Annotated in this window: 16 protein-coding genes; 5 read left to right on the top strand and 11 right to left on the bottom strand. The window is 63.8% G+C overall.

Translation table 11 applies throughout. The features are described from left to right. Nucleotides 1-458: 458 nt before the first annotated feature. From PVW51_RS21420 to PVW51_RS21405, 4 genes are all read right to left on the bottom strand, one after another. Nucleotides 459-1,352 carry a fructose bisphosphate aldolase gene (locus PVW51_RS21420; protein ID WP_274577360.1) on the bottom strand — a complete coding sequence of 298 codons (894 nt, stop codon included), beginning with the start codon at nt 1,350-1,352 and terminating at the stop codon, nt 459-461. 117 nt (nt 1,353-1,469) lie between these two features. Next, nucleotides 1,470-2,822: a cytochrome P450 gene (locus PVW51_RS21415; RefSeq protein ID WP_274577358.1), complete on the bottom strand. Its 1,353-nt coding sequence runs from the start codon at nt 2,820-2,822 to the stop codon at nt 1,470-1,472. Continuing rightward, nucleotides 2,819-4,066, bottom strand: a complete 1,248-nt coding sequence (locus PVW51_RS21410) for a hypothetical protein (protein ID WP_274577357.1) — start codon at nt 4,064-4,066, stop codon at nt 2,819-2,821. The genes PVW51_RS21415 and PVW51_RS21410 overlap by 4 nt, the downstream gene beginning before the upstream one ends. A 363-nt stretch (nt 4,067-4,429) precedes the next feature. Continuing rightward, on the bottom strand, nt 4,430-5,182 hold the full coding sequence (locus PVW51_RS21405; protein ID WP_114277309.1) for a cytochrome c biogenesis CcdA family protein: 753 nt from the start codon (nt 5,180-5,182) through the stop codon (nt 4,430-4,432). A 93-nt stretch (nt 5,183-5,275) separates the two neighbouring features. Here PVW51_RS21405 and PVW51_RS21400 point away from each other — a divergent pair, with 93 nt between their 5' ends. Continuing rightward, on the top strand, nt 5,276-5,503 hold the full coding sequence (locus PVW51_RS21400; protein WP_274577354.1) for a sulfurtransferase TusA family protein: 228 nt from the start codon (nt 5,276-5,278) through the stop codon (nt 5,501-5,503). Between the two features lie 71 nt (nt 5,504-5,574). Here PVW51_RS21400 and PVW51_RS21395 read toward each other — a convergent pair whose 3' ends face one another. Beyond that, nucleotides 5,575-8,643, bottom strand: coding sequence for an Rne/Rng family ribonuclease (locus PVW51_RS21395; protein WP_274577353.1), 3,069 nt, complete (start codon nt 8,641-8,643; stop codon nt 5,575-5,577). Between the two features lie 558 nt (nt 8,644-9,201). On the opposite strand from PVW51_RS21395, the gene PVW51_RS21390 reads away from it, so the two are divergent. Beyond that, nucleotides 9,202-9,492 (top strand): hypothetical protein, encoded by a 291-nt coding sequence (locus PVW51_RS21390; protein ID WP_274577351.1) that lies wholly within the window; start codon nt 9,202-9,204, stop codon nt 9,490-9,492. A gap of 89 nt (nt 9,493-9,581) precedes the next feature. Here the strand turns inward: PVW51_RS21390 and PVW51_RS21385 are convergent, their stop codons facing one another. From PVW51_RS21385 to purC, 5 genes are all read right to left on the bottom strand, one after another. Continuing rightward, complete coding sequence (locus PVW51_RS21385; protein ID WP_114277313.1) at nt 9,582-10,916, bottom strand: sigma-54-dependent transcriptional regulator; 1,335 nt, start codon at nt 10,914-10,916, stop codon at nt 9,582-9,584. A gap of 6 nt (nt 10,917-10,922) precedes the next feature. Then, on the bottom strand, nt 10,923-12,680 hold the full coding sequence (locus PVW51_RS21380; RefSeq protein ID WP_269361792.1) for a sensor histidine kinase: 1,758 nt from the start codon (nt 12,678-12,680) through the stop codon (nt 10,923-10,925). 36 nt (nt 12,681-12,716) lie between these two features. Beyond that, the gene (gene purQ, locus PVW51_RS21375; RefSeq protein ID WP_269361790.1) at nt 12,717-13,385 is read right to left on the bottom strand and encodes a phosphoribosylformylglycinamidine synthase subunit PurQ; all 669 of its coding nucleotides are present in this window, start codon (nt 13,383-13,385) and stop codon (nt 12,717-12,719) included. Then, nucleotides 13,385-13,615 carry a phosphoribosylformylglycinamidine synthase subunit PurS gene (purS, locus tag PVW51_RS21370; RefSeq protein ID WP_274577349.1) on the bottom strand — a complete coding sequence of 77 codons (231 nt, stop codon included), beginning with the start codon at nt 13,613-13,615 and terminating at the stop codon, nt 13,385-13,387. The genes purQ and purS overlap by 1 nt, the downstream gene beginning before the upstream one ends. Nucleotides 13,616-13,682: 67 nt before the next feature. Then, a complete protein-coding gene (purC, locus tag PVW51_RS21365) occupies nt 13,683-14,444 on the bottom strand; it encodes a phosphoribosylaminoimidazolesuccinocarboxamide synthase (RefSeq protein WP_114277317.1) in 762 nt (253 codons plus the stop codon). 176 nt (nt 14,445-14,620) lie between these two features. On the opposite strand from purC, the gene PVW51_RS21360 reads away from it, so the two are divergent. From PVW51_RS21360 to bmt, 3 genes are all read left to right on the top strand, one after another. Next, nucleotides 14,621-14,938, top strand: a complete 318-nt coding sequence (locus PVW51_RS21360; protein ID WP_269361787.1) for a DUF1476 domain-containing protein — start codon at nt 14,621-14,623, stop codon at nt 14,936-14,938. 162 nt (nt 14,939-15,100) lie between these two features. Beyond that, nucleotides 15,101-16,972, top strand: a complete 1,872-nt coding sequence (locus PVW51_RS21355; protein WP_274577347.1) for a phosphatidylglycerol lysyltransferase domain-containing protein — start codon at nt 15,101-15,103, stop codon at nt 16,970-16,972. Nucleotides 16,973-17,005: 33 nt separating this feature from the next. Continuing rightward, nucleotides 17,006-18,019, top strand: a complete 1,014-nt coding sequence (gene bmt / locus PVW51_RS21350) for a betaine--homocysteine S-methyltransferase (protein ID WP_274577346.1) — start codon at nt 17,006-17,008, stop codon at nt 18,017-18,019. A gap of 156 nt (nt 18,020-18,175) precedes the next feature. On the opposite strand, the gene PVW51_RS21345 is transcribed toward bmt, so the two are convergent. Further along, complete coding sequence (locus tag PVW51_RS21345; RefSeq protein WP_269361782.1) at nt 18,176-19,252, bottom strand: PA0069 family radical SAM protein; 1,077 nt, start codon at nt 19,250-19,252, stop codon at nt 18,176-18,178. Between the last annotated feature and the right edge of the window lie 56 nt (nt 19,253-19,308).

Genomic DNA, 19,308 nt, shown 5'->3' with positions numbered 1-19,308 from the left:
TTTTTGAAAAGTCCGCATCCACCCGGTCCGCGCCGAAGAGATTCACCTCACAGCCCCTGCTCCGACCAGAGGCACCAGAACCCGTTTTCTTTGAAGAAAACGGCCCGGACTTTTTGAAAAGTCCGCATCCACCGGTCCGAACCGAAGAGGCTCACCTCACAGCACCTGCTCCGACCAGAGGCACCAAATCCCGTTTTCTTTGAAGAAAACGGCCCGGACTTTTTGAAAAGTCCGCATCCACCCGGTCCGAACCGAAGAGGCTCACCTCACTGCCCATGTCCCAACCAGAGGCACCAAATCCCGTTTTCTTTGAAGAAAACGACCCGGACTTTTTGAAAAGTCCGCATCCACCGGTCCGAACCGAAGAAGCTCGCTTCACAGCCCCTGCATCGGCCAGACGCACCAAAACCCGTTTTCTTTGAAGAAAACGAACCGGACTTTTTGAAAAGTCCGGCGCCCTAGCCGACAGAAGCGCGGTAGATCTTGCCGATATTCTCGCCCAGTGCCGCGTTGAAATCCGCATCCGACATCTTCACGTTCAAACCCTCGGTCAGCGCACGAGAGAAGCTCGCGATCATCTTCGGGTTACGGCTGAGACGGCGGCAGGCCTCGTCGGTGGAATAGCCTCCCGAAAGCGCCACCACCCGCAGCACATTGTCATGCCCGGCAAGCGTGTCATAGATGCCGTCCTCTTCGGGGATCGTCAGCTTCAGCATCACCAGCTGGTCCGGCCCCAGCTCGGAAACATGTGCCAGCAGCGCGCGGGCCAGCATCGCCTCGGCCTCCGCCTTGCTTTCGGAGTTGATGTTCACCTCCGGCTCGATGATCGGCACAAGTCCCGCCGCACAGACCGTCCTGGCCACTTCGAACTGCTGCGCCACAACAGCCTCGATGCCCGCCTCGTTCGCTGCATGGATAACTGAACGCTCCTTGGTTCCGAAAATCCCCTTGTCCGCCGCGCGGGCCAGCAAGTCTTCGAGACCGGGCATGGGTTTCAGCAATTGTACATCGCGGTCGGTCTCTTCCAGACCCTTGTCGATCTTCAGGAAGGGCACCACCCGGCGGTCTTCCCACAGCAGCTGCGCAACGGGCTTGCCGTTGATCTCGGCATCCATGGTCCGCTCGAACAGGATCGCGCCAATCACCTTCTCGCTGGTGAAATCATCCGCCAGAATGATCCGTGCGCGCATGGCATGCATCGCGGCAAACATCTCTTCGTCGCCGTTGTAATCCTCGGGCTCAACGCCATAGAGGCTCAGCGCCTTGGGGGTCGAGCCGCCGGATTGATCCAGGGCCGCGATGAACCCCTTGCCGCTGGTCATCTGCATCTTTTGTGCTGAATTGATCGCCATGAAGAGCTCCGCCTGTCCTGTGATTCCTGTCAGCATCGTTCATAAGACAAGACGGCGACCGATGGTAGAGAGCGTGCCGGATGATAGCGCAAACGGCCCCGCAAGCGCCCGGGTGCCTCAACGGCGCGTCAGCTGCAGCCAGATCCCGCGCTCAGAGCGCACCGTCAGATGCGCCACGGGGACAGGCACCCTGCCCGGCACCGCCGCCACCCGGTAATCGCGCAGGATGCGCGACAGGATCAGCGGCCCCTCGACCATGGCAAAGCCGGCCCCGGTGCAGACCCGTGCCCCGGCGGAAAAGGGGATATAGGCCTCGCGCTGACATTTCTGCCCGTTTTCCGTGCCCCAGCGCGCCGGGTCGAACCCATCCGGATTGTCCCACAGCCTTTCGTGGCGGTGCAGGTGCCAGGGGCTGAGCACCAGCTGCGCCCCGGGTTTCACATCGCGGTCGCGGAAGTGCTCCGGGCAGGTGCTTTCCCGGACCATCATCGGCACCGGCGGATAAAGCCGCAGCGCCTCGCGAAAGACATCGCGGCTGAGCCTGAGTTTCGACATCACCGCAAAATCGCAGGTCTCCAGCACCTGCGCCTCTTCGGCCAGCCGGTCCTGCCAGTCGGGATGGGTTGCCAGCAGATACAGCGTCCAGGCCAGGGCCGAGGCGCTGGTTTCATGCCCCGCGAGGAAGAAGATGGCGACCTGGTCCACCATCTCTTCGGTGTCAAAACGCGCGCCGGTCACCGGGTCGGCGGTGGTCATGATCTTGGTCGCCAGATCGTCGGGCGCGGTGCCTGTGGCAATCTCCTCCATCCGGCCTTTGGTCAATGCGGTGATCAGCCGGCGGATGCGGGCGGCGCTTGCCTTTGTCCCGCGGCGAAAGAAACGCGGCATCCAGCGGGGCAGCGGCACAAAGGCGGCAAGATTCAGCAGCGGCTGGCTGCGCTGATAGGTCTTGAACTCCTCGAACACTTCCCGCGCCAGGTGATGTTCGATGGGGATCGAGAACAGCGTGCGAAAGATCACATCGGCAGCGGCATGGCTGGTCTCCGCCTCGATCTCGATCACCTGGCCTGCATGGGGCGCCAGCCGTTGCGCCGCCGCCTCTGCCGCCTCCCACATGGCGGGAAAAGTCTCGCGCAGGCGGCCCCCCTCAAAGGCCGGGTCGATGATGCGGCGCTGGCGCTTCCAGGTGTCGCCATTGGTCAGGAACACCGAATTGCCCAGCAGCGGGCGCAGCCCCTCGCCGATGCGGTCCGATTTGGGGAAATCGTCGGGCCGGTCCTTCAGCACCGTCTTGATCAGCTCGGGCTGGTTCATCAGGTAGCTGCGGAAGAAGGGCGTGCGGAACTCAGCCATCCAGGCGCGGTAAAGCCGCGCGGGCTGCGCTGACAGGATATCGGCGCGAAACAGCCGCGCATAACGCCAGAGCGAGACCTTGTCAGGGCGGCTGGCGGGCTTCGGCGGCAGGCTCATGCGGCCAGCGACGTGTATTTGTTGACCGGGCGGTCGATGCGCGATTTCGACGGCGGCCGCCCGGCATAGCGCGCGGCAAGGGTCCGGGGCCCTGCGGTGATCTGGAAGTAATCATAGTCCTTTGGCCGGTCAAATGCGCAAAGGTACTGGAAATGCAGGCGGAAGAACCGCCAGCGCAATGCCTTCCAGCGCGCGGGGCTGAGCGACTGCGTGAAGGCGGCAGAGAACACCAGCGGCCATTTCTTGCCGGCCGGGGCCACGCCCGACACCGCCACCGGATCGCAAAGCGCAAAGGCGCAGCCGTCACCGGGGGCGGTGACATCGACCCAGGTCAGCTCGTCACAGGCACTGAGATACTGCAGATCCGCCCGCAGCCGGTGCGCTTCAGGCAGGAATGATACCATCGGCACCACCTGCCCCAGCGTCAGAAAGGACAGTGCAGGCCCGTCATCCGGCACCCGGCCCGCGCGGATCAGATCGGCCAGCACCGAGACCCCCAGATGCGCGCCCGATGAATGGCCCACCACCAGCACTTCCTGCACGTCCTCCTGCAATGCCGCTGCGATGCTGTCGCCGAATGCCGCCATCCGCGCTTCAAGTGCGGCGGGATTGGCCCCGCGCGTGGCGGCACCATAGGCGTAGTCATGCATCAGGTAATAGGCAAAGAACCTGCTGTCCTTCTTCTTGAACCAACGCAGCAGCGCAACGGCCAGGAAAACCCCGATGGCAGCCCCTGCGACAACTGCAAGCACCGTGGGAACCTGCGGCAGGAACCCGCGCTGCAGCGCGACCACCGCAAAGCCCGCCAACCAGCCAAGACCCACCGCAATTCCCAACTGCCCCAGCAGCATCCCCACCGGATAGAGTGCCGCGATCACCGGCCCCTTGCGCAGCTTCATCAGCCGCCAGAGCGCGCCGGAGGCGATATAGACCCAGGCCGTGCGCAGCAATTGCAGGTATGTGGCGGGGATCGAATTGCTCATGCTGTCGCGCACGATGTCGGACCAGACCAGCACCTCCACATCCGCAGCGACATCTGCCGCCTCGATGGTGGCATCGACGTGCCAGCCGTAGTTCCCACCCTTGGGTTTCGGCTTGAGGGCAATCTCATATCCCGAAATCGCCGCCTGGGCCGCGCTTTCCTTGCGATACAGCTCCCGGTAGCGGCGCGGATGGATGGGATCGTAGCCGGGAATGTAAAACACCCGACGCCGCGCCACCCGATTTTCCACCTGTTCGCTCATTGCCTGCCGCCCGTTGTTGGCGCGAGTTTAGCCAGAAATCCAGGCGAGAGTAAGGCGCTTTAGCGCAAGCGGCATGGCCATCGGCCCTGTGCCTCCCGGCGCTCATGCGCCCGTAAAACACGGCGGATCATGCCGAAAGGTTCTGCGCGGCCGGGCCGTTTGATACCGCTCCGCGAAGACATGTCATTCTATACAGGTCTGCGATGACATGTCATTTCAGACCGGTCTTGGTAGACATGTCAAAAATGACATGTCTTCATTTGAGGAACAACAATCGCAAGCTGCCGCGACCGCAGATGTCGGGCATAAAGCGGCAGAGGCATATACCACACCAAGACAACAGCAATCGCTCAGGAGTGGCCCTCAGCCCAGCGACCCCAGCGCCGGAAAAGTCTCCAGCAACCAGAAGGCAAAGCCGGAGAAGGCCCCGGTCAGCATCGCCAGCCCCACCAGCACCAGCAGGATGCCCATGATCCGCTCGATCAGCCCCATATGCGGCTTGATCCGGTTCATCAGCCCCATGGCGCGGGTGATGAACATCGCCGCCAGCAGAAAGGGAATGCCCAACCCCGCCGCATAGATCCCCAGCAGCAGCGTGCCACGTGTCACGGAAGCCTCGGATGCCGCCAGAGACAGGATCGCCCCCAGCTGCGGCCCGATGCAGGGCGTCCAGCCAAAGGCAAAGGCAAGCCCCAGCACATAGGCGCCAAAGCTGGACCCGCCCTTGTCACCCGCATCAAGCCGCGCCTCGCGGTCAAGAAAGGGAATGCGGAACAGCCCGAGGAAATGCAGACCGAAGACAATGATCACAACACCTGAGATTCGCGCGAAAAGCACCTGATTTTGCAGGAAAAACGCGCCAAATGCCGATGCGGTGAAGCCCAGGATCAGGAAAACCGTGCTCAGCCCCAGAACAAAGAAGACCGCCGCCACAACCGCACGCCTGCGCGCCGCAGCCACACTGGACATATCGCCCAGGCTGACGCCGCTCATATAGGCAAGATAGGGTGGAACGATCGGCAGCACACAGGGGCTGAGAAAGCTGATCACCCCCGCCAGAAGCGCCACCAGCATCGCAGGGAAAAGACCCGCATCTATGAGTTCGATACCAAACATGCGCCACCCTTACCCCCGTTGCGCAGCCGCGTCACGCCCCGCGCCGGTCACAAGCCTGTGGACGGGGTGTAACATCTGTCTTATCCCGGCGGTATGATCACACAAGACCTCGATGCCATCGGGCTGCTCTGCCCCCTGCCCGTGCTGAAACTGCGCAAACGTCTGTCCGCGCTGTCACCGGGCGATTGCATCGCCATGCGCGCGGATGATCCCGCAGCGATCATCGACGTGCCGCATTTCTGCGCCGAGGCGGGGCATACCCTGGTCGAAACCCGCGAGGACGGGGCCGCCCAGCTCTATCTCGTGCGCAAGGGCGGATAGCAAAAGGCGGGCCCAAAGACCCGCCTCTTTTTAGGCGTCAGACGCCATAATTCATGATCTGCGCTGCGGCGTCAGCCGCCCAGCGACCACCAGCCGCGTTTCTTCGGCTTTTTCTCGGCAACCTCTTCCGGTGCCGCCTCGGGCGCGGGTTCAGCTGCCTTGGCTTCGGGCTCCGCCGCCTTGGGTTCTGGCGCCGCCGCCTTGGGTTCTGGCGCCGCCGCTTCGGGCGCGGGCTCGGGCTCGGCTGACACGCTGGGGGTCGAAGCCGCCTGTGCAACCGGTGCCACGCTTGGCGTCACCTCCGGCTTTTCCTCGGCCACGGGTTCCGGCGTTGCCGCCTCGACAGGTGCCGCCGCAGTCTCCGCCTTGGGATCAACCTTGGGTTTCGGCTTGGCCCGGCTGCGGGTGGTTTTCGGCTTGGCCGCGGTTTCCTTGGCAGGGGTCTCCTTGGCCGTAGTGGTCTTGGCCGTGGTTTCCTTGCCCGTGGTTTCCTTGGTTGCGGCCGCCTTGGCAGTGTCATCCGCCGCTGGCGCAGTCTTGGCCTTGGACGTGCTGCGCGAACGGGTGGTTTTCGGCTTGGGCTTCGGCGCCGCCTCGGCATCCGCTGCTTCCCCGGCTTCCGCTGGTGCCGAAGTCCTGGCATCCGCATCGAGGGCAGCTTCGGCCTCGGCTTTCGCCTTGGCAGATGTGCTGCGCGACCGGCTGCGGGTGGAGGGTTTCTTCTTGGTCTCCGCCTCGACCGGTTCTGCGCTGGCCTTGGCCTCCTCTGCCGCAGGCTCTCCTGCGGTGGCCGCATCCTCAGCGGATGCGGCGCTCTGGCTTACCTGGCCTGCATCGGCATCCGAAGATTGATCCTCATCATCCGATTCATTGTCATCGGAGGATTGATCGCCATTCTGATAATCGCCGTTCGACTTGCTCTTGGACCGGCTCCGCCGGCGCCTGCGACGCCGCTTGGGCTTGCCCTCACCGTCAGAGGACGACCCCTTGTCAGAGGAAGACCCCCTGGACTGGCTCTGCCCGCCGCGGTCATCTGTCTCCTCGACGGCATCCTCCCCGGCCCGTTCCGCTGCTTCCGCGGCGGCGGCGTCATCCTCGTCGATCTTGTCCATCAGCGAGGTATCGACAGATACCACATGGTTGGCCGGCGGCACGACCCGTGTCGCGGTCTTGAATTTTTCCATGCTGAATTCAGGGCTGATCAGATGCGGATCACCCTCGATCCGCACCGACATGCCATAGCGCGCCTCGCATTGCGCGACATGTTCGCGTTTCTGGTTCATCAGGAAGTTCGCGATGGCCACCGGTGCCTTGATCAGCACCTCGCGGGACCGGCGGCGCGTGCCTTCTTCCTCGATCTGGCGGATGATCGACAGCGCAAGGTTGTCGTCGCTGCGGATCAGACCGGTGCCATGACAGGCCTGACAGGGCTGCGTCGTCGCCTCGATCATGCCGGGGCGCAGACGCTGACGCGACATTTCCATCAGGCCAAAGCCCGAAATGCGGCCAATCTGGATGCGCGCGCGGTCGGTCTTGAGCTTGTCTTTCATCCGCTTCTCGACGGCGGCGTTGTTCTTGCGCTCGTCCATGTCGATGAAGTCGATCACGATCAGCCCCGCGAGGTCACGCAGACGCAGCTGGCGCGCCACTTCGTCAGCGGCCTCCAGGTTGGTCTTGAGCGCGGTCTGCTCGATCGAGCCTTCCTTGGTCGCCCGGCCGGAGTTCACGTCGATCGCCACCAGCGCCTCTGTCACGCCGATCACGATATAGCCGCCCGACGGCAGCTGCACCGTCGGATTGAACATGCCGCTGAGATAGGTCTCCACCTGATAGCGGGCAAACAGCGGCAGCCGCTCCTCATAGCGTTTCACGTTCTTGGCATGGGACGGCATGATCATCTTCATGAAGTCCTTGGCGATGCGGTAGCCGCGCTCGCCCTCCACATGGATCTCGTCGATGTCGCGGTTGTAAAGGTCGCGGATCGAGCGTTTGATCAGGTCGCCTTCCTCATAGATCTTGGCGGGTGCCATGCTTTTCAGCGTCAGCTCGCGGATCTGTTCCCACAGGCGCTGCAGGTATTCGTAATCGCGCTTGATCTCGGCCTTGGTGCGTTTCGCCCCGGCGGTGCGCACGATCAGCCCGGCCCCCTGGGGCACCTTGATCTCGTTTGCGATTTCCTTGAGCTTCTTGCGGTCCGCCGCATTGGTGATCTTGCGCGAAATGCCGCCGCCACGGGCGGTGTTGGGCATCAGCACGCAGTACCGGCCCGCCAGCGACAGATAGGTGGTCAGCGCCGCACCCTTGTTGCCACGCTCTTCCTTGACGACCTGAACCAGCAGGATCTGACGGACCTTGATGACTTCCTGGATCTTGTAGCGCTTGGGCCGGGGCTTGCGCACCGGGCGGATATCTTCGCTGTCGTCTTCCTCGGCAACGGATTCGATGCTGTCGTCCTTGTCCGAAGCATCGCCACTGTTGTCATTGCCGCGCGCGTCAGCGCCGTCCTCTTCACCGCTGTCATCGTTTTCGGAGGCATCGCCATTTTCGGCGTCGTCATCATTGCGGTCGTCATCGCTGCGGTCGTCGTCCTGCTCGTCTTCGCCGACGGCAGGTGTTTCAACCGGAGTCTCGCCAACCCGCTCCATCGGAGAGGAAGCCTCGTCCTCGCGCACATCGACCTCGTCATCCTCGGACAGATCGACGGTTTCCATGCCGTTGATATCACTGGATGTGGTTGCATCCTGGGTTGTGACATCCGCCGCCTTGGAACTGGACCGGCTGCGCGACCGCGACCGGGAGGACGACCGCTTGGGCTTGTCCTCCTCTTCCTCGCGGGCCGCCTGTGCCTCGGCATAGGCGCGTTCCTCTTCCAGCAGCGCCTGACGGTCGGCTACGGGAATCTGGTAGTAATCGGGATGAATCTCGGAAAAGGCGAGGAAACCGTGACGGTTGCCGCCGTAATCGATAAACGCCGCCTGCAGCGACGGTTCGACCCGTGTTACCTTTGCGAGATAGATGTTGCCAGCAAGCTGGCGTTTGTTTTCGGATTCAAAATCGAACTCCTCAACCTTGTTTCCGTCCACGACCACAACACGGGTTTCTTCCGCGTGGGTGGCATCGATAAGCATTTTCTTAGGCATAAATCCACTTTGCACAACACGCGCGCCGCTGCCCGCCCGGGGGGCGCCAGGGGCTGCGTGATGAGACTTGTCAGGGCGATGGGGGACGGCGCAAAAACGGGGCCGGAACCGGCCTCTGATCGTCTGCTCTTGGCACTCGCGCGCGTCATCGCGTTTCTTCTCCGATATGAATCCCCCCGAAAGGGGCCATACCCATTATTTACTGCGGTTTTTCAGGGGGCATTGCCCGGACCGTCAGCGGTTCTTTGGCCGTTTCCGGCCCAATCGGCCTGTTCAGGCGGCCCCGGTGGGGCGCGCGAAAACAGCGAAACTCATTGCGGGGTGTCGGATTGGCGCATTGACGCTCCAGTCCCCCCTCTGTGCAGTTAAGAGGTTTGGGGGGCAAATGACAATGGGCAATCGTCCCCGTTTATATCGAATGGAGTTGAAACCCGGGCAAAGCTTGACAACACGCAGCCGCTTGGGGACAGTCCCTGCGCGCAAACCGGCTGCACGGTGCACGCGCCAAATTGCATTTTGCGGCCCTCTGCCGGTCGCCCTGATACCAAAGGACCTGCCATGCCAAGACTTCTGCGCCCCGCCCTTTTCCTGTCACTGCTGGCGCTTGTCGCCTGTGACGAGGTTGCCGTGGCCAATGACCCGGTTGCGCGGGCGGAATTGCGCGCCACCAAGAGCTGCATAGCGGCGGTGGAGAAGGAAACCGGCGTGAGCGGTGCCGCGATCAACACAACCATCCCGATCATCGAGATCAACCAGTATATCGTGAATGTGCCCAACGCCCCCTATTGGACCTGCTTCACCAATGACGAAGGCCAGGCTCAGACCATCGTGGAAAACCGCCGGGGCTGACCGGGGGCCGGAATTTTCAAAAATTCCGGGCAAATTCTTTTGAAAGAATTTCCATCAGGCCGCCCCATGGGCGGCCTGATGCGTCAGGGTTACAGGTAATCCGAGCGTTGCAGCCCGTATTTGGCCATCTTCTCGTTCAGGGTGCGCCGGGGCAGGCAAAGCTCGTCCATCACGCTGGCGATGGAGCCCTTGTGGCGGCGCATCGTGTTGTCGATCAGCATCCGCTCGAAGGCTTCCACATATTCCTTCAGCGGCTTGCCTTCCGTGGTCATCACCGGCTGCATCTCGTCATGATCGGACATCAGCAGCGATGCGATGGTCCCCGATCCGCGCCGCGATTGCAGCACCGCGCGTTCCGCCACATTGATCAGCTGACGCACATTGCCCGGCCAGGGCGCCTGCAACAGTTGCGCGGCTTCCTGCGCGCTGACCTGCGGCGCGTCACAGCCATATTCATCGGCAAACTGGTCCGACAACCGGGTGAACAATGTCAGGATATCCTCTCCCCGCTGGCGCAGCGGCGGCACGGTGATCCTGAGCGCCGCAAGGCGGTAGAACAGATCCGACCGCAGCGCATCTTCCGAGGTGCGGCCCGCTTCCTGCAGGTTGGAGATCGCCACGATCCGGGTTTCCGCCGGGGTGCCCTGTTCGTTGATCACGCTCAGCAGACGCGCCTGCAGGGTTTCCGACAACGCCTCTATGTCCTCCAGCACCAGGGTGCCGCCGCGCGCCTCTTCGATGGCGGGCAACTGCGTGTCCTCGGGCAGCATCGGGCCAAACAGCCGCTTGCTCAGCGCGTCTTCCTCCAGCGCGCCGCAGCTGACCAGCACGAATTTCTTGCCCGCGCGGCTGCCCACCGCATGCAGCGCATGGGCCACCAGCGTCTTGCCGGTGCCGGTTTCACCGTCGATCAGTACATGGCCATCGGCCTGCCCCAGATCGAGGATATCCTCGCGCAGACGCTCCATCACCGGGCTCTGGCCGATCAGCTTTTTCATCAGCTGGCCGCCGTCGGAGAGTTCACGCCGCAATGCGCGGTTGTCCATCACCAGCCGCCGCGCCAGGGTCGCCTTCTTGGCGAGTTCGTTCATCCGGTCCGGGTTGAAGGGTTTTTCGAGAAAGTCAAAGGCCCCGACGCGCATCGCCTCGACCGCCATCGGCACATCGCCATGCCCGGTGATCATGATCACCGGCAGCGCGCTGTCATTGCCCATCAGCTTTTTCAGGAACTGCATGCCGTCCATGCCGGGCATCTTGATGTCCGAAATCACGATGCCGGGGTAATCCGGCCCCAGCTTCTTCAGCGCATCCTCGGCCGACCCGAAGGTCTCCGTGTCATATCCCGACAGCGCCAGCCACTGGCTGATCGACTGCCGCATGTCCTGTTCGTCATCGACAATCGCGATCTTCATTGCCTGTGCCATAGCCGTTTACTCCGCCGCTTCCATATTGTTCGTATCGCCCAGAATGGGCAGTTGCATTTCAAAAACTGCGCCACCGCCCTGTCCGTTCCGAGCCGTCAGCCTTCCGCCCAGATCGGTCACGATCCCGCTTGAGATGGCAAGGCCCAGACCAACGCCGTCGCCGGGCTGTTTGGTCGTGTAGAACGGTTCGAACAGCGCGTCGAGGTCCTCGATCCCCGGCCCGTTGTCGCGCACTGTCAGTGTCGCCGTCTCACCCGCGCTCAGCATGATCTCCACATGCGGGTTCCTTTCAGACTTGGTGGCGTCGAGCGCATTGCGCAAGAGGTTGACCATCACCTGTTCAATCCGCATCCGGTCGCCCATGACCATCACCGGCGCATCGGGCAGGATGCGGCTGATCTGGACCTGCCGCTGGCGCAGCTGCGGTTCCATCATCGACAGGCTTGAGGCAAGTGCCGCCGCCATGTCCACCGGTGAAAAGGCCTCCTGCCCCTTGCGGGCATAGGATTTCAGCTGCCGGGTGATCGCTCCCATCCGCTCGATCAGATCGTCGATGCGCCCGAAAGAGGACAGCGCCTCCTCGGGCCGGTTGCGCCGCAACAACAGCCGCGCGCCAGCAAGATAGGTCTTCATCGCGGCCAGCGGCTGGTTCAACTCATGGCTCACCGCGGCCGACATTTCCCCCAGCGCCGCCAGTTTGCTGGATTGTTCCAGCGTCTGTTCGGCCACCGCCAGGGTTTCCTGCACCCTTTTGCGCTCGGCGATTTCCCGCTGCAGGGCGGCGTTCAGCGCCCGAAGCTTGGCCGACTCACGCTGGAAAATCGCCAGCCTGCCCGCCGTGCGGCGGCTGAGGAAGTAAAAGGCCAGCGCCAGCAGGATGGCAAATGCCATCACCTCCAGCGCCAGCACGCCGTTCACCTTCTCGCGGACCGAGGCATAGGTGGTGTAGCTGGTCATGCGCCAGCCCCGGAACGGGATCTTGTTTTCCAGCCGCATCACCGCCTCGCCCTGCAGATAGGCATCGGGGGGCAGCGCGGTCCAGTCCGCGGTCACCTTGATCGCGCGTTCGATGGCGCTGCGCGCAGGCTGGGTCGACAGCGCCTCGGGCTCGGTCCGGCCACGCCAGCGCGGCTCGGTCGCCAGAATGATCTCTCCGGCGCTGTCCATCACGATCACCGCATCCGAAATGCCCGCCCAGGCGCGTTCGAACTTTTGCAGATCCACCTCGACGGCAATCACCCCCAGCGTGGTGCCGCCATCCTGAATCCGCCGTGAATACATGAACTTATAGCCGCCGCCATCCACCTTGATGGTGCTGAAGATGGTGGCATTCGACCGGATCGCATCGACAAAATAGGCATTCGACCGATGGTTCGATCCCAGCCGGTTGCGGTCGGTTGCAGCCACGGTGCGCCCGTCCAGATCATAAAGCATCAGCGAGGCCGCCCCGATTTCCTCGACAAAGGAGATCAGCCGTTGGGTTGAAAGCGAATAATCTGCCGTCTGCAGCGCGCCGATCAGCGTGGGGTCACGCGCCAGCAGCTGCGGCACAATGGCGTTCTGGCGCAATTCGGCCAGCAGGTTTCCCGAATAAAGCGCAATCCGCAGTTCCGCGCGGCTGCGGGTGCTGTCGGTAAAACGGTCGGTCAGCAGGCTGTTGGTGACCGAGATCACGGCCACCGCCAGCAACATCAGCACGCCAATGGCCACCCGGACCCGCCAGGAGACCGTCAAGGTTCGTCGTTTGTCTGTTGCTTCCGCCATCTGCGCAATTTACGCGCAAGGCACCGCGCACTCAAGTCAGGCCGTGGCCAGCGCCCCTGCCAATGCGCGGAAGAGCGCCACCCCGTCGGTTCCGCCATGCCCCGCATCCGCCGCCCGCTCCGGATGCGGCATCATGCCCAGCACCCTGCGGTTCGGTGACAGGATGCCGGCGATATCGGCCTGCGCCCCGTTGGGATTGTCGGTATAGGTAAAGGCGACGCGGTCTTCGTCCTGCAACCGGGCGATGGTATCGGCATCGGCAAAATAATTGCCGTCATGATGTGCGATGGGAATGTCGATCACGTCACCGGCGTTATAGGCGGAGGTGAAATCGCTCTGCGATGTCTCCACCTTCAGACCCACGGTCTTGCAGATGTACTTGAGCCCCGCATTGCGCAGCAGCGCACCCGGCAGCAGCCCGGTTTCCGTCAGCACCTGAAAGCCGTTGCAGACCCCCAGCACATAACCGCCCCGCTCTGCATGGGCCCTGACCGCGCCGCAGATCGGCGATTGCGCGGCAATGGCGCCGCAACGCAGGTAGTCGCCATAGGAAAAGCCGCCGGGAATGCCGACCATGTCGATCCCCTCGGGCAGCGCGCTGTCCTTGTGCCAGACCATCTCGACCTCGGCCCCGGCGGCGCGAAAGGCCACCGCAAGGTCGCGGTCGCAGTTCGATCCGGGAAAGACGACAACCGCCGCGCGCATCAGGAAAGCTCCACCGCGTAGGATTCGATCACCGTGTTGGCCAGCAGCTTTTCGCACATGGCCGTGACATCGGCCTCGGTGGTGCCTTCGGCCAGGTCCAGTTCGATCACCTTGCCCTGACGCACCCCGTTCACCCCGTCAAAGCCAAGCGCGCCAAGCGCATGACGCACGGCCTCGCCCTGGGGGTCCAGGACCCCGTTCTTCAACATCACATGCACCCGTGCTTTCATGGCGCGTCCCCTCGCTTCTTTATGCCAAAATACGCAGGCGCCCTGCCCGCCCTGATTGTCTTCCGCCTCAGTTGATGAGCTTCGGTTTGGAAATCGGCGTGGAAGACTTGGGCATCACACCCAGCCGCCGCGCCACTTCGGTATAGGCGTCGGTCAGCGAGCCAAGGTCACGGCGGAACACATCCTTGTCCAGCTTCTGGCCGGTCTCGATGTCCCACAACCGGCAGCTGTCCGGGCTGATCTCGTCGGCGACAATCAGGCGCTGGAAATCACCGTCATAGACACGGCCGATCTCGATCTTGAAATCCACCAGCTTGATACCGACCGCCATCATCACACCGCTGAGGAAGTCGTTCACCCGCAGGGCGAGGCTCAGGATATCGTCCATGTCCTGCTGGCTGGCCCAGCCAAAGGCCGCGATATGTTCCTCGGTGACCAGCGGATCGCCCAGCTTGTCGTCCTTGTAGCAATATTCGACGATCGGGCGCGGCAGCTGCAGCCCTTCCTCGATCCCCAGCCGCTTGGCCATCGTCCCGGCGGCGAAATTGCGCACGATCACTTCCAGCGGAATGATCTCGCACTGGCGTACCAGCTGTTCGCGCATGTTCAGACGCTTGATGAAATGCGTGGGCACCCCGATCTGGTTCAGCCCGGTCATGAAGAATTCGCTCAGGCGGTTGTTCAACACGCCCTTGCCTTCGATCACGTCTTTCTTCTGCGCGTTGAAGGCGGTGGCGTCGTCCTTGAAGTACTGAACGATGGTGCCGGGTTCGGGGCCTTCGTAGAGGATTTTCGCTTTGCCTTCGTAAATCTTGGTGCGCCGGGCCATGGGCGTCCTTTCCGCAAGGGGGCCAGCCGCTAGAAGAGAAGCAAGGCCCGTTTGCGCTCCTCTTAGTCTATGGGTGCGCACACCGCAAGCATGCCTTGGGCCGGTTTTCCCTTGCGCCCGTCCGCCCCAGCACCCACATTTAAATTCAGAACGATCATTGCCAGGGAGAGAACCCGATGACCACGATGAAAGACCGCGAAAAAGCGTTCGAGAGCAAATTTGCACATGACGCGGAAATGCAGTTCAAGGCCGAGGCACGGCGCAACAAGCTGCTGGGCCTCTGGGCGGCGGAGTTGATGGGTAAGACCGGCGATGCGGCGCAGGCATATGCCCGCGAGGTGGTCAAGGCGGACTTCGAGGAAGCAGGCCACGAAGACGTCTTTCGCAAGGTCTCGGGCGATCTGGGCGACAAGGCGGACGAGGCGACGATCCGCGCCCGGATGGCCGCCCTGATGACCGAGGCCAAGGCCCAGATCCTGAACGAGACCGACTGAAACCGGATCCCGCCATAAACCCGCTGCAAAGGCTTGAAAATTCAACGCGTCTTTCATTCAAATGGAAGGCGCGTTTTTGTTTGTGATGGCGGCGGTTTAACCTTTTGACCGCCACCGCCCCCTATTGTCGCCCCGCAGGCAAGGCATGGGGGACATGGGATCATGGCACGTATCGCGGTGGCATCGCGGCATCTGGCGCGGGGGGCACGTTTTGTGGTGCCGCTGGCCCTTACGGCGGGCTGTCTCTGGCTGGTCCGTCAGCAGGTGGGCGATGACATGCCCGCCGCCTTGCCCGCCAGCCTGTCCGGCATTGGCGCGGTCAACATCCTGCTGGCGCTGGGTTGCGTTGCGATCGGTTTCTGGGCCGTGGGGCGTTATGACGGTTTGTCGCACCGCCATTTCGGCACCCGGGTGCCGCCACGGGTCGCCCGGCTGAGCGGCACCATGGCCATTGCCCTGGCCCAGACCCTCGGCTTCGGCGTGATCACCGGGGCGCTGGTGCGCCACCGCCTGTTGCCCGGTCTGGGGTTTCGCCGCGCGTTGCAGCTTTCGTTCTTTGTGTCGCTCAGCTTTCTGGCCGCCTGGCTCTGGATCACCGCGCTGGCCTGCGTCGTTCTGCCCGCGCCGGGCTGGACCACGCTGCCTGCCATGGTTGCGCTGGCCGGTCTGCCGCTCTGTACGGGGCTGATGGCTTTCGGTCCGCACCCAGGTCACCCCCGGTGGCGCGCTGGCCTGCCGACACTGCCGGCACTTGGTGCCATCCTGCTCTGGGCGGCGCTGGACCTGCTGGCGGCGGCGCTGGTCCTCTACCTGCTGATCCCGGCAGGCACCCTGGGTTTCGGCAGCTTTGTCCCGGTCTTCCTGCTGGCCTATGGGGCCGGGCTGCTGTCCGGTGCGCCGGGCGGGGTCGGCCCCTTTGAACTTGTCCTGCTCAGCCTCTTGCCGCAGGTCCCGGATGCCATGCTGATCGGCGCGATCATGGGTTATCGCGGGCTCTACTATGCGCTGCCCGCCGTCCTTGGCGCGCTCGCCCTGCTCCGCCCGCTGTCGCTGAACCTGCCCGCCCCGCCCGCGCCGCGCCCCCATGGCGCGGGACGCGCGGAACTGAGTCTCTTGCGGCAGAACGGCGGCCGGGTCGCGCGGCTGGGCGGCCGCGACATGGCGCTCTGGCGCATCGGTCAGGCGCTGGTCGTGCTGCCCGGTGCCGCGCCGCTGGCGACCGTTGAGTCCCTCACCGCGCTGCAGCGCCAGGCCCGGCACGACAACCGGCTGGCCTGCCTGTACAAATGCACCGCCCGCGAGGCAGCGCTTGCCCGGTCGGCGGGCTGGCAGGTGCTGCGCATCGCGCAGGAGGCGCTGCTGGACCCGCAGACCTTCGATCTGCACCAACCCGCCTGCCGGGGCCTGCGCCGCAAGCTGCGCCAGGCGGCAAAGGCGGGGGTCCTTGTGCAGCAGGCCGGGGTGCTGCCGCTGGCGCCGATGGCGGCGATTGATGCCTGCTGGCAGCGCCGCAACGGCCCCGCGCGGGGCGGCACCATGGGGCGGTTCTGCCCCGATTACATCGCGGGTCAGCAGGTCTTTCTGGCCTGGCAGGATGACAGGTTGCTGGGCTTTGCCAGCTTCCACGCGGGCGCCCATGATATGGCGCTGGACCTGATGCGCCTGTCGGCGAAAACCCCCGCCGGGACGATGCAGGCGCTGGTGATCGCCGCGCTGGAGGCGGCGCGTGCCGACGGGTCAAGCGGCTTCAGCCTTGCCGCGGTGCCGGATATTCCGGCGCTGGCGCATCCGCTGCTCGCCCCCATGCGCGCGCAGCTGCTGGCGCGCGCCGGTGCCGCGGGGCTGCGGCAGTTCAAATCCGGTTTCGCCCCCCATTGGTCGCCCCGCTATGTCGCGGCACCAAGCCGTGCGGCGCTGGCGCTCTGCCTGGCCGACCTCACCCGCGAGATCCATCATCCGCCCGCGCTGGCGGGTGGTGGCCCGCTTCATGAAGGTGATGAAGAATATGAACTTGCCCCAGGGCGGGCTGCGTGAAATAGGCAGGGAACCACGCGCGGAGTATACCTGATGTCTAATGCATTCACCGACCTTCTTGCCGAAAAAGGCTTTCTGCTGGCCGATGGCGCCACCGGGACCAACCTGTTCAACATGGGGCTGATGTCCGGCGATGCGCCCGAGATGTGGAACGTCGAAGAGCCGCAGAACATCATCAAGCTCTACCGCGGCGCGGTGGACAGCGGCAGCGACCTGTTCCTGACCAACAGCTTCGGCGCCAATGCCTCGCGCATGAAACTGCATGGCGCGGAAAAGCGGGTGCACGAACTGGCCCGGGTCTCGGCCGAACTGGCGCGCGAGGTGGCGGATACCGCCGGGCGCAAGGTGATCGTGGCCGGGTCGGTCGGCCCCACCGGCGAAATCATGGAGCCGGTCGGCACCCTCAGCCATGCATCAGCGGTGGAGATGTTTCACGAGGCCGCCGACGGGCTGAAGGCCGGCGGGGTCGACATCGGCTGGCTGGAGACGATCAGCGCCCCCGAAGAATACAAGGCCGCCGCCGAAGGTTTTGCCCTGGCCGGTCTGGACTGGTGCGGCACGATGAGTTTCGACACCGCCGGGCGCACGATGATGGGCGTCACCTCGGAAGCGATGGTCGACATGGTGCATGGGCTGGACAACCGGCCGATGGCCTACGGCGCGAATTGCGGCACCGGGGCATCGGACCTGTTGCGCACGGTGCTGGGCTTTGCCGCCAAGGGTGGCACATTGCCGATCATCTCCAAGGGCAATGCGGGCATTCCGAAATACCATGACGGTCACATCCATTATGACGGCACGCCGGAACTGATGGGCAAATACGCGGTGATGGCGCGCAATTGCGGGGCCACGATCATCGGCGGCTGCTGCGGCACCATGCCGGAGCATCTGGTGGCGATGCGCGCGGCACTGGACAGCCAGCCCAGGGGCGCGGCCCCGACCCTTGAGGAGATCGTCGCGACGCTGGGTGATTTCTCCTCTGCCAGCGATGGCACCGACGGCCAGGGACCGGTGCGCGCGCCGCGCAAGGGGCGCCGCAGGGGCTGACAGAGGGGCTGACCCCGGCACGGCGGGGCGGCAGAACTGGCAGGCGGTTAACCCGTGGGTTACGCAACACATTGTTAACATTCATTTTTATTCCGTTAACGTGGCGCGCGCTGCGCTTCGAAAAGCCGGGGAGCGGCCCGGCTTGCGCCCCACCCGCTAAAACAGTGACATCTGCGCGGTTTCCTTTTGTGGCGGCTGGAACAGATCGCAGCGCATCGGGCTGCCGCGCGACTTCAGGCCCAGGCGTTTGACCGCCACGTTGAAGCGCTGCGCGACCATCTCGGCATAGGGACCCTCGCCGCGCATCCGGCGGTGCCAGCTGGCATCATATTCGCGGCCGCCATGCATCTCGCGCAGGCGCGACATGATGCGCCCCGCCCGGTCCGGGAAATGCTGCGCCAGCCAGTCCTGCACCAGCGGCGAAACCTCACGCGGGAGGCGCAGCATGATCCAGCTTGCATGGCGCGCCCCAGCATCCCGGCCCGCCCGCAGGATGTTTTCCAGCTCCGGATCGGTCAGCGCCGGGATCATCGGAGAGGCCATGATCCGCACCGGAATCCCCGCCCCGGAGAGCGACCGGATCATCTGCAGCCGCCGCTGCGGCGCGGGTGCGCGCGGCTCCATCAACCGGCTGAGCCTGGCATCCAGCGTGGTCACCGAGATGCCGACCCGCACCAGCCCGCGCCGGGCCATGTCCTCCAGAATGTCGATGTCGCGTTCGATCAGCGCCCCCTTGGTCACGATGGCAACGGGATGTCCCGCATCGGACAGCACCCGCAGGCAGGCGCGCATGATCTCATGCTCCCGTTCGATCGGCTGATAGGGGTCGGTATTGGTGCCGATGGCAATCGGCGCCACCTTGTAGGATCTGGCGGCCAGTTCCCGCTTCAGCACCTGTGGCGCATCGGGGCGCGCCACCAGGCGGGTTTCGAAATCCAGACCCGGCGAAAGACCGAGATAGGCGTGACTGGGACGTGCGAAACAATAGACACAGCCGTGTTCGCAGCCGCGATAAGGGTTGATCGACCGGTCAAAGGGCAGATCGGGCGAACTGTTGTAGGTGATCAGCCTGCGCGGCACCTCGATCGCGGTCTGGGTGCGCAGCACCGGCAGATCGGTTTCCGGCGTCCAGCCGTCATCGACCTGCACCCTTTCATGCCGCTCGAACCGCCCGGCATGGTTGCTGCCCGCCGCGCGCCCGACCACCTTGAATCGCCGATCTTCCCTGTCCATGCCCGACACTAGAACAAAATGAGAACGCGGACAATGCAAATCCGCCGCCCGGTACA

Origin of the sequence: Sulfitobacter sp. PR48 (assembly GCF_028807335.1) — a bacterium.
GTDB lineage: Bacteria > Pseudomonadota > Alphaproteobacteria > Rhodobacterales > Rhodobacteraceae > Sulfitobacter.
Note: the sequence above shows the minus strand (reverse complement) of the source record. Positions and strands in the feature narration are given on the sequence as shown.

Bases quoted from the DNA above. Each gene is read 5' to 3' on its own strand.
- PVW51_RS21420 (WP_274577360.1), bottom strand. From the start codon at position 1,352: ATGGCGATCAATTCAGCACAAAAGATGCAGATGACCAGCGGCAAGGGG.
- PVW51_RS21415 (WP_274577358.1), bottom strand. From the start codon at position 2,822: ATGAGCCTGCCGCCGAAGCCCGCCAGCCGCCCTGACAAGGTCTCGCTC.
- PVW51_RS21410 (WP_274577357.1), bottom strand. From the start codon at position 4,066: ATGAGCGAACAGGTGGAAAATCGGGTGGCGCGGCGTCGGGTGTTTTAC.
- PVW51_RS21405 (WP_114277309.1), bottom strand. From the start codon at position 5,182: ATGTTTGGTATCGAACTCATAGATGCGGGTCTTTTCCCTGCGATGCTG.
- PVW51_RS21400 (WP_274577354.1), top strand. From the start codon at position 5,276: ATGATCACACAAGACCTCGATGCCATCGGGCTGCTCTGCCCCCTGCCC.
- PVW51_RS21395 (WP_274577353.1), bottom strand. From the start codon at position 8,643: ATGCCTAAGAAAATGCTTATCGATGCCACCCACGCGGAAGAAACCCGT.
- PVW51_RS21390 (WP_274577351.1), top strand. From the start codon at position 9,202: ATGCCAAGACTTCTGCGCCCCGCCCTTTTCCTGTCACTGCTGGCGCTT.
- PVW51_RS21385 (WP_114277313.1), bottom strand. From the start codon at position 10,916: ATGGCACAGGCAATGAAGATCGCGATTGTCGATGACGAACAGGACATG.
- PVW51_RS21380 (WP_269361792.1), bottom strand. From the start codon at position 12,680: ATGGCGGAAGCAACAGACAAACGACGAACCTTGACGGTCTCCTGGCGG.
- purQ (WP_269361790.1), bottom strand. From the start codon at position 13,385: ATGCGCGCGGCGGTTGTCGTCTTTCCCGGATCGAACTGCGACCGCGAC.
- purS (WP_274577349.1), bottom strand. From the start codon at position 13,615: ATGAAAGCACGGGTGCATGTGATGTTGAAGAACGGGGTCCTGGACCCC.
- purC (WP_114277317.1), bottom strand. From the start codon at position 14,444: ATGGCCCGGCGCACCAAGATTTACGAAGGCAAAGCGAAAATCCTCTAC.
- PVW51_RS21360 (WP_269361787.1), top strand. From the start codon at position 14,621: ATGACCACGATGAAAGACCGCGAAAAAGCGTTCGAGAGCAAATTTGCA.
- PVW51_RS21355 (WP_274577347.1), top strand. From the start codon at position 15,101: ATGGCACGTATCGCGGTGGCATCGCGGCATCTGGCGCGGGGGGCACGT.
- bmt (WP_274577346.1), top strand. From the start codon at position 17,006: ATGTCTAATGCATTCACCGACCTTCTTGCCGAAAAAGGCTTTCTGCTG.
- PVW51_RS21345 (WP_269361782.1), bottom strand. From the start codon at position 19,252: ATGGACAGGGAAGATCGGCGATTCAAGGTGGTCGGGCGCGCGGCGGGC.